This is a genomic window from Pseudoalteromonas sp. P1-7a, assembly GCF_001401855.1.
Lineage (GTDB): Bacteria > Pseudomonadota > Gammaproteobacteria > Enterobacterales > Alteromonadaceae > Pseudoalteromonas.
The window spans coordinates 1-1084 of the sequence record NZ_LKDU01000076.1 but is presented as its reverse complement, the minus strand read 5'-3'; the positions used below and the strand labels follow the sequence as shown (position 1 = coordinate 1084).

Sequence of the window (1084 nt, the reverse complement as noted above, 5' to 3'; positions counted from 1 at the left end):
AGCTAACAGCTAACAGCTAACAGCTAACAGCTAACAGCTAACAGCTAACAGCTAACAGCTAACAGCTAACAGCTAACAGCTAACAGCTATTTTTCTTGCATAAAGTTGGTTTTTTGTTAACCTACCTGCCTTCCTTTTTTAGCTTGTTGGGGTGTATATGGCGTTGTTATCTCGTTCGATATTGGCGTTGTGTTTAGCACTTTCAAGTTCTGCAGTTTTAGCTCAGTCGCAGTGCGATGTTGAGTTGAGTCATGGCTTAATAATTACCGACGACGTTATACGTATTCTTGATAAAGGCCAAACCCGCGTGCAAATTAATAATAATAACCAGCTATTTATTCGTGGTTATTGGGTTGATTTAAGCACAGAAGAAAGCAAAGTACTTGAGCAATTTAGTAATGGTATTCGCCATACCGTGCCTGAGCTTGTTAACTTAGCCACCGATGGGGTTAACTTAGGTTTAAGCGCCATTGAACATGTGGTTGAGGGGATGTCTGATAAAGAGCCAGAGGTACTAAAAACCCAGCTCCAGTACGTAGAGCGGGCGCTTATGGATAAATTTAAGCGCGGTGATGACTTCTTTTTTATCGCTCCACAGTCGCTCTCGCAAATAGATGACTTTTTCACTAAAGAAATTAGCCAACAAATACATTCTGCCGTACATGGCTCGTTAGGCGCTATTTTAATGTCGCTTGGTGATGCATTTAAATCACGCGAAGGTAATATTGAAGACCGCATTAACGACATGGGCCAACGTATGAATATTATCTCTAAAGAAATAGATAAATCACTACAAAAAAAGGCCCAGCAACTTGAGCTTAAAGCCTCTGAGTATTGCGAATGTTTAAACGCACTTGATGTGACCGAATCGCGCTTGCAAGCAATAGTTCCGGGCATGGCTGACTTTGATTTAGTGCAGATAAAATCGTAAGGAAAGTGAGGGTTATAAGCTATAAGCTGTTAGTTATTAGTTATTAGCTATCAGCTATCAGCTATCTGAGCTGACCCCGATAAAGTAGACACGGGGTTTTAATTCATTGATTCATATTGTATGGGGCTAACATTTCCAATCGTCCCATGCATT

The 1084-nt window shown here is 40.7% G+C and carries 1 protein-coding gene; it reads left to right on the top strand.

All coding sequences use genetic code 11. The annotated features are described in order from the left end of the window. Positions 1-157 precede the first annotated feature (157 nt). Positions 158-931 (top strand): YggN family protein, encoded by a 774-nt coding sequence (locus tag AN389_RS19490; RefSeq protein WP_055018931.1) that lies wholly within the window; start codon positions 158-160, stop codon positions 929-931. Positions 932-1084: the final 153 nt, after the last annotated feature.

What these genes read in the sequence shown, in the direction of transcription:
- AN389_RS19490 (WP_055018931.1), top strand. Translation starts at nt 158, where the DNA reads ATGGCGTTGTTATCTCGTTCGATATTGGCGTTGTGTTTAGCACTTTCA.